At 62.1% G+C, this 7,700-nt stretch carries 7 protein-coding genes; all 7 read right to left on the bottom strand.

The window, feature by feature from the left end; translation table 11 throughout:
* Nucleotides 1-360 precede the first annotated feature (360 nt).
* Entirely contained in the window at nucleotides 361-750 is a 390-nt protein-coding gene (locus ABHU32_RS09705; protein WP_343000608.1) for a metal-dependent transcriptional regulator, read from the bottom strand.
* Between the two features lie 207 nt (nucleotides 751-957).
* On the bottom strand, nucleotides 958-1,728 hold the full coding sequence (locus tag ABHU32_RS09710) for a Cof-type HAD-IIB family hydrolase (protein WP_271730921.1): 771 nt from the start codon (nucleotides 1,726-1,728) through the stop codon (nucleotides 958-960).
* Between the two features lie 6 nt (nucleotides 1,729-1,734).
* Nucleotides 1,735-3,594: an ABC-F family ATP-binding cassette domain-containing protein gene (locus ABHU32_RS09715; protein ID WP_346979786.1), complete on the bottom strand. Its 1,860-nt coding sequence runs from the start codon at nucleotides 3,592-3,594 to the stop codon at nucleotides 1,735-1,737.
* Between the two features lie 163 nt (nucleotides 3,595-3,757).
* Nucleotides 3,758-4,630 carry a phosphate ABC transporter ATP-binding protein PstB gene (pstB, locus tag ABHU32_RS09720; RefSeq protein ID WP_346979787.1) on the bottom strand — a complete coding sequence of 291 codons (873 nt, stop codon included), beginning with the start codon at nucleotides 4,628-4,630 and terminating at the stop codon, nucleotides 3,758-3,760.
* Complete coding sequence (gene pstA, locus ABHU32_RS09725) at nucleotides 4,627-5,553, bottom strand: phosphate ABC transporter permease PstA (protein WP_346979788.1); 927 nt, start codon at nucleotides 5,551-5,553, stop codon at nucleotides 4,627-4,629. Before pstA ends, pstB begins: the two co-directional genes overlap by 4 nt.
* Nucleotides 5,546-6,454 carry a phosphate ABC transporter permease subunit PstC gene (gene pstC, locus ABHU32_RS09730; protein WP_346979789.1) on the bottom strand — a complete coding sequence of 303 codons (909 nt, stop codon included), beginning with the start codon at nucleotides 6,452-6,454 and terminating at the stop codon, nucleotides 5,546-5,548. Before pstC ends, pstA begins: the two co-directional genes overlap by 8 nt.
* 24 nt (nucleotides 6,455-6,478) lie before the next feature.
* Entirely contained in the window at nucleotides 6,479-7,414 is a 936-nt protein-coding gene (locus ABHU32_RS09735; protein ID WP_346979790.1) for a phosphate ABC transporter substrate-binding protein, read from the bottom strand.
* Between the last annotated feature and the right edge of the window lie 286 nt (nucleotides 7,415-7,700).

Here is a 7,700-nt window from a genome sequence, read left to right on the forward strand (position 1 = left end):
CATGCTCCTATTAGGTCATGCGGCGGTCTCGGCTCGCCGCGGCCCGCGCGGGACATGTCAGGAAACGAGGGCAGCCCTGTGGGCGCCAGCGGAATGTGGGGTCACCGCGCGGTCCGCATCTGATGGTGTCGACGTCAATGGTATACGGGTGCATCATCGACGTCTTCAATACAGAAAATATCAGTGCGGAATGTTTTCAAAACCAAGCCCGGCCCCGGCCTGCGGTAACGTTGCTGGCGGTTCTTGGGCATCGCTTGCTGGTGGGGTTCCTTGTCTGAGTTGGACTTAGTTGGTGGGACCACTCGTCTCGGTCGCTGTCCCGCGCCGTTCCGGCGCGGGAGGCGCGCCGCTGCGGGAGTGCTAGTCGGTCATTATTGGCGCCGAAGCACCGTCCCGTCCCAGCATCGCCCTCAGCTTCTCGAAGCTCTCCTCGCTCAGGCAGTGCTCCATGTGGCAGCCCTCTTGCGACGCCACCTCGGCCGATACGCCTGCATCCTCCAAAAGCCCCACGAAAAAGCAGTGGCGCTCCCACATTTGGCGCGCGACCTCCAGACCGCGCTCTGTCAGATGAACATCTCGTTTGCCCATTTCGACATAGCCGTTGCTTTCCAGCGTCGCCATGGCCTTGGAAACGCTCGCCTTGGTTACGCCGAGGTACTCCGCAACGTCGATCGAGCGCACGATGCCCTGACGTTCCGACAGAACGTAGATCGATTCGAGATAGTCTTCTCCGGATTCACGTAGGGCCATGGGCCGCCTTTCGCGATGATTGCTAGTTAGCCTTTGGATACTTTTCACAGCTTACTTTACCGCAAAAGTTGCCCATGTCTTACTACTTTGCCTAAAAGTTAGCCGTGTTTCACAAAACGTGCGGGACGAAAACAAAATGGGGACGCCCCGCAAGGAGTGTCCCCAGGTGCCGGCAGATAAGGAACGTCCCCAAGTGCCGAGCCGCAGCTATAACAGTCCAAAGTACTTCGCGGCGTTGTAGATGCCGTCGTCGTCCACGGCAGTCGTCACATAGGTCGCCGCGGCCTTCACGGTATCCTGCGCGTTGCCCATGGCCACACTTGTGCCCACGGCCGAGAACATCGACAGGTCGTTCTCGCCGTCGCCAAAGGCAATCGCTTCACTCGCGTCGATGCCCAGGCGCTCCAGCGTCGCCGCCACACCCAGGTCCTTGCCGCCGTTGGCCGGAATAATGTCGCAGAACAGGTCGCACCAGCGCGTGGTGAGCGAATGCGACACGGCATCGGTCACGATATGCTCGTCAACTGGGTCAACAAAGGCACAGAACTGATAGACCGGCGCGTCAAAGGCATGCTCAAACGGCTCCTCGTGGTAGACGATTCCCGCGTTGCTGCCAGCCGTCACCACGCGCTCGGACAGACGGTTCACAAACGAGTTCTCGCCCTGCATGCACAGCGAGTCGTAGCGCCCCTGCGCCACCTGATCCACAATCACCGCAACGTCGTCCGGATCGATCGGACAGCTGCGGTAAACCCCCTCGGCATCAAAGCAGTGCTGGCCCGAAAGCGTAATGTACGCATCCCAGCCCAGGTCAAACAGCCAGTCCGGCATCTGGTAGGTCGGACGGCCCGTGGCGATCACGCACGCAATCCCCTGCTCGCGAAAGCTGTCGAGCACCTGCTGCGCCGACGCCGGAATCCGGTGCGTCTTAAAGCTCAGCAGCGTGCCGTCGATATCGAAAAACGCGGCTTTGATCATCCTCGCCTACTCCTCGCCCTCGAGCTTCTCGCTCGCCTCGAGCCACGCCATCTCCAGCTCGTCCATGGCGGCATGGGCCTCGTCAATCTTTGCCTGCTGTTCGCCGAGCGCCGTGTAGTTGGTGGGATCGACCTGAGCCATGGCGGCCTCGGCCTCCTCCACGCGGGCGCGCTGCGTCTCCATCTTGCGCTCGAGCGAGCTCACCTCGCGGCGAAGCTTCTGACGCTCGGCGTTGGACAGGCCGTTGGGCTGACCGCTCGACTTGGGCTTGTCGGCAGCAGCCGCCGCCGTACCGGTGTCGAACGTGCCGGTCTTAGCGCTCGGCGCGCCCACGGGCTCGCCCTCGGCGGTAGCGTTGCACAGGCGCAGGTACTGGTCCACGCCGCCGGGCATATGTGTCAGGTGGCCGTCGAGCAGCGCCCACTGCTGGTCGGTCACGCGCTCCATCAAAAAGCGGTCGTGCGTCACCAGAATCAACGTGCCGGGCCAGCCGTCGAGCAGGTCCTCGACAATCGCGAGCATGTCGGTATCCAGGTCGTTGCCAGGCTCGTCCAGGATGAGCACGTTGGGCTCGTCCAGAATCGTCAGTAGCAGCGACAGGCGACGGCGCTGGCCGCCCGAAAGATCGCCGATGCGACTCCAGAGCTGCTGCGTCGTAAAGCCCAGACGCTCGCAGAGCTTCTCAGGCGAAGTCTCCTTGCCGTCGATGACGTAGTACTTCTTATAGTTGCTGAGCACCTCGCGAATCGTGTCGCCCATGTAGGGCTCGAGCTCCTCGAGCTGCTGCGACAGCACGCCAAAGCGCACTGTCTGGCCGATCTTTACACGGCCGCGCGTGGGTTCAATCTTGCCCTGGATCACGTCGAGCAAGGTCGACTTACCGGCGCCGTTCTCGCCCAAAAGACCATAGCGGTCGCCCGCACCAATGAGCCAGGTCACATCGGTGAGCACCTGCTTGGGAGCGCCATCGGTATCCGCATAGCCGGCATCCACGTCGATGACATCGATGACCTGCTTGCCCAAGCGGCTCACGGCGAGGCGCTTGAGCTCCAGCTCGTCTCGCACGGGCGGCACGTCGGCGATCAGCTCGCGAGCGGCATCCACGCGAAACTTGGGTTTGGTGGAACGAGCCTGGGCGCCGCGGCTCAGCCACGCGAGCTCCTTGCGCGCCATGTTGCGACGGCGCTCCTCGGTAACGGCGGCCATGCGGTCGCGCTCCACGCGCTGAAGGATATATGCGGAGTAACCGCCCTCGAAGGGATCGACCTGGCCATCGTGGACCTCCCACATACTGGTACAGACCTCGTCCAAGAACCAGCGGTCGTGCGTGACCACGAGCATGGCGCCCTGACCGCGCTGCCAGCGGGCCTTTAAGTGACGCGCGAGCCAGTTGATGGTGCGCATGTCCAGGTGGTTGGTAGGCTCGTCGAGCATGAGCACGTCATAGTCGCCGATCAGCAGGCGCGCGAGGTCCACGCGACGGCGCTGACCGCCCGAAAGCTCGCCCACCGTGCCCTCCCAGGGCACATCGCTGATGAGGCCGGCCAGAATCTGGCGCGTACGCGGGCTCGAGGCCCACTCGTACTCGGGCGTGTCACCGACGACGGCATGATGCACGGTGTCGGTATCGACCAGGTTATCCTTTTGGCCGAGCAATCCGATCGTCGTGTCGCGGCGGTGCGTCACGCGGCCGTCGTCGGGCTCCAACGTGCCGGCGAGCACGCTCAGCAGCGTCGACTTACCGTCGCCGTTTTTACCGACAATACCAATACGGTCGCCCTCGCCCACGCCGAGCGTAACGCTATCGAAAATATGCTTGGTGGGAAACTCTAGGCTGACGGAATCGCATCCCAAAAGAATCGCCATATGCCTTGCTCCTTCGTAGAAATTCAACGTTGTCCATGATAGCAGCGAAAAGGCAGGCCGCACACGACACAAAAAGGCAGGCCATCTCCCGCAAGAGATGACCCGCCTCTCCAATCAGTCCCGCGGCAACCGTGGCCGCCGCGGGCCTCAAGCATGTCCCGGACTAGGAGAACATGCCGGTGAGGTAATCATTCAGCCGCTTATCCTTGGGCCGTTGGAAAATCTCGTCAGTCTCGTCATACTCGACCATATCGCCCATGTAGAAGAACGCCGTGCGGTTGGACACACGCGACGCCTGCTCCATGTTGTGCGTCACGATGACGATGGCGCGGTCACCAACAATCGACGACATGAGGTCCTCGATCGCCAACGTCGAGATGGGGTCGAGCGCCGAGCAGGGCTCGTCGAACAAAATCACGTCGGGGTTGAGTGCCAGCGTGCGCGCGATGCACAGACGCTGCTGCTGGCCGCCCGAAAGCGCGCAGGCGCTCTTGTCGAGCTTGTCCTTGACCTCGTCCCACAGCGCCGCACCACGCAGGCTTTCCTCGACCATGCGATCAAGCTCGTCGCGGTCGGTAATGCCGTGACGCTTTGGCGCAAACGTGATGTTGTCGCGAATGGACTTGCGGAAAGGGTTGGGCTGCTGGAACACCATGCCAATGGAGCGACGCAGCTCGTAGGTGTTTTCGGCCTTGGTGTTCACGTTGCGCCCGCGGTAGTTGATCTCGCCCTCCACGCGGCAGCCGCGAATCTCGCGATTCATGAGGTTGAGGCTGCGCAAGAAGGTCGACTTACCGCAGCCCGAAGGCCCGATGAGCGCCGTGATCTCGCCCTTGTGAAAGTCGAGCGACGTATCGTGCAGCGCATGGTGGTCGCCATAGTACACGTTGACGTCCTTGGTGGAGAGCACGACCTCGTCGCTCACGGCCTTGCCGCTTACGCGCACGCGCCTCTCGCTCTCCCCCACGCTCGACAGGAAGTCCTGGGTCTCGGACGATGCCGCTTCGGTTGCGGGCGTTGCTTTCATCTCGCTCATTCGGCCGTCATCTTCCTTGCCAGTTGCTTGCCCACAATGCGGGCGATTACGTTAAACAGCAGCACGCAAATCATCAGCAGCGCCGCGGTACCCCAAACGATCTGCTGTGCCTCGGGACTACCCTCGCCATAGATCTTGTAGATATGCACGGCGAGCGACTCGCCGGGGCGGAACACGTTCCAGGCGCAGGTAGGGCTCGATAGGTTAAAGCTCAAGAAGTTGAGGCGAACCGGCGAGCTCATGCCCGAGGTAAAGAGCAGCGCCGCGGCCTCGCCAAACACGCGGCCGGCCGAAAGCACGATGCCGGTCACGATGGCGGGCATGGCCTCGGGGATCAAGATGTGCAGCGTGGCCTCCCAGCGGGTGAGGCCCATAGCCAGACACGCATCACGCTGGGCCTGCGGCACGTCCTCGAGCGCCTGCTGAATCACGCGCACCAGGATGGGGATGTTGAACATGGTGAGCGCGACGGCGCCGGAGATGATGGAGTACTTCCAGCCCAGCTGCACCGAGAACACCAGAAAGCCGAACATGCCGACGACGATGGAAGGCAGCGAGGACAGCGTCTCGATGGCGGTGGAGGCGATGTCACGGATGGGTCCGCCCGGTGCGTACTCAACCAGAAAGACCGCTCCGCCTAGGCTGATGGGCACCGAGATGATCAGAGTGATCAGCAGCAGGTAGAACGAGTCGAACAGCTGGTAGAGCACGCCGCCCTGCGTTCCGTTGGCGCGCGACGGCTCTGTGAGAAAGCCCGGCTGGAACAGCGTCGAGATGCCCTCGAACAGGATATAGGCCACCATGGAGATGACGATGAGCATGACGATGGCGACGATCGCCGTCAGCACGCCCGTGGCGATGCGATCCTGTTTTTGGACACACCCGAGCCTCGCCTCGTCGATATGGATGCGCGTGCTAGCCACGAGCCTTCGCCCCCTTGCGGCCGATAAGGTGGATGATCAGGATGAAGATGAGGCTCATGCCCATCAGCAGCAGACCGAGCGCCCACAGGACATCGTCCTGGGCCGTGCCCTCGGCATAGACCGCCATGGACGTGGTGAGCGTGGTGGTGATGGTGGACGCCGGCGACAGCAGCGACGTCGGCATGGCCTCGATGCCGCCGATGACCATGCGCACGGCGAGCGTCTCGCCAAAGGCACGCGTCATGCCAAGGATGACTGCGGTCATGAGCGATGGCATGGCGGACTTGAGCACCACGTGCCAGATGGTCTGCCAGCGGGTGTAGCCCAGCGCGAGCGAGCCCTGACGGTAGCTATCGGGCACAGCGCGCAGGCCATCGACCGAAAGCGTGGTCATGGTCGGCAGGATCATGACGGCCAGCACGATGGCGCCGGGCAAGATGCCTAGGCCCGTGCTCACGTGGAAAACGCTCTTCATAAGACCGACGACCACGTGAAAGCCGATCAGGCCAAAGACGACCGAGGGAATGCCGGTCAAAAGCTCAATAAGCGGCTGAAAGATCTTGGAACCAAACTTAGGGCTAATCTCGACCGCAAAGATGGCAGAGCCGATGGCGATGGGCAGCGCGATGAGCGTGGAGAGCACCATGACCGCAAACGAGGTGACGATCAGGGGCAGGGCGCCGGTGTAGGGCAGGCCGTTTTTGGCCGTGTTGGCCAGGTCCCACTTGGTGCCGGTGAAGAACTCGACGACCGAGACGCCGTCCTTGATAAAAGCCGAGAGGCCCTTTTGGGCGACCATAAAGATGAGCGCGGCAACGACAAGCGTCACGAGCGCTACGCACGCGCCCGTGACGCCCAGGCCCACGTTCTCAAGATCGCGCTTTGGCAGCTGTTTTGCCATTGCAAACCTTTCCGGGGCGATTATTTATTTAGCAGAGACCTTGCCGCTGGCGTCCTTGACGACCTTCATGGCAGAGACGGGGATGAAGCCCTGCTCCTCGACGAGCTTGCCCTGGACGTCGTCGGAGAGCATGAACTCCAGGAAGGCCTTGGTGGCCTCGTCGGCGTCCTTTGCGCAGTACATGTGCTCGGTAGCCCAGATCTTGAAGGAGTCGTCGGTGACATTCTTGCTCTTGGGCTCGACACCCTCGACCTTGATGGCGTTGAACTTGGAGTCATCGAAGTGCGAGAAATCGAGGTAGGAGATGGCGTTGTCGGTGCTGCCCATCTGAGTCTGGACGTCGCCGGACTTGTCGAGCTCGGCGTCGCCCTTAAAGTCGACGACCTCGTCGCCAAAGACGGCGGCCTCGAAGGTAGCGCGGGTGCCGGAGCCAGCCTTGCGGTTGAGAACGACGATCTTGGCGTCGTCGCCGCCGACCTCCTTCCAGTTGGTGATCTGGCCAGAGAAGATGCCCTTGAGCTGCTCGAGGGACAGGTCGTCGACCGTCACGTTCTTGGAGACGACGGGACCCATGCCAACGACGGCGACCTCGTGGTCGACGAGGTTCTTGACCTGGTCGGCCTCGAGCTTGGTCCCGGCGAAGACGTCGGAGTTACCGATGGTGACGGTGCCAGCAGCGACAGCGGTCAGACCCTTGCCCGAGCCGTTGCCCGAGCCGGAAACGGAGACGTCCGGGTTGGCATCCATGAACTTCTCGGCAGCAGCCTCGACGAGAGCCTGGAACGAGGAGGCACCGTCGTAGGTCACCTCGCCGGAGACGGACTCGGCAGCAGCGCTACCCTTGTCGGCGGCGTCGGATGCGCCGGAGCCGCCGCAACCAACGAGACCGAGACCGACGATGCCGGCAAGACCACCAGCGAGGCCGAGGAACTGACGACGAGAATAAGCCTGATCGAGCATGATCTTCCTTTCATACATGCGACTCGCGGGCACCCTGCCCGCTTTGCTGTTTGGAAAGATACGGCCCCGACCGGGCAGCGCCCGCGCCAGCTGCGGTTTCTTACGGGCATTTGATAGACCCTTACCGCAAGCGCAGCACGGCCTTTACAAACGAATAACAAACCCGGCATTTAGCGTGGCGCGCCTTTTACACCAGAGGAAGGTAGTCATTGGGTGTTCCTATAGTTTTGTCAACCGTCGGGGCTACTCCCGGTAGGGCACCCGGTCGCGCATCACGGCGTATATC

The sequence above is a fragment of the Collinsella aerofaciens genome (genome assembly GCF_039758965.1).
In the GTDB taxonomy this organism is placed as follows: Bacteria; Actinomycetota; Coriobacteriia; order Coriobacteriales; family Coriobacteriaceae; genus Collinsella; species Collinsella aerofaciens_BR.

Coding starts and splice junctions, on each gene's coding strand:
- ABHU32_RS09705 (WP_343000608.1), bottom strand. CDS start 750: ATGGCCCTACGTGAATCCGGAGAAGACTATCTCGAATCGATCTACGTT.
- ABHU32_RS09710 (WP_271730921.1), bottom strand. CDS start 1,728: ATGATCAAAGCCGCGTTTTTCGATATCGACGGCACGCTGCTGAGCTTT.
- ABHU32_RS09715 (WP_346979786.1), bottom strand. CDS start 3,594: ATGGCGATTCTTTTGGGATGCGATTCCGTCAGCCTAGAGTTTCCCACC.
- pstB (WP_346979787.1), bottom strand. CDS start 4,630: ATGAGCGAGATGAAAGCAACGCCCGCAACCGAAGCGGCATCGTCCGAG.
- pstC (WP_346979789.1), bottom strand. CDS start 6,454: ATGGCAAAACAGCTGCCAAAGCGCGATCTTGAGAACGTGGGCCTGGGC.
- ABHU32_RS09735 (WP_346979790.1), bottom strand. CDS start 7,414: ATGCTCGATCAGGCTTATTCTCGTCGTCAGTTCCTCGGCCTCGCTGGT.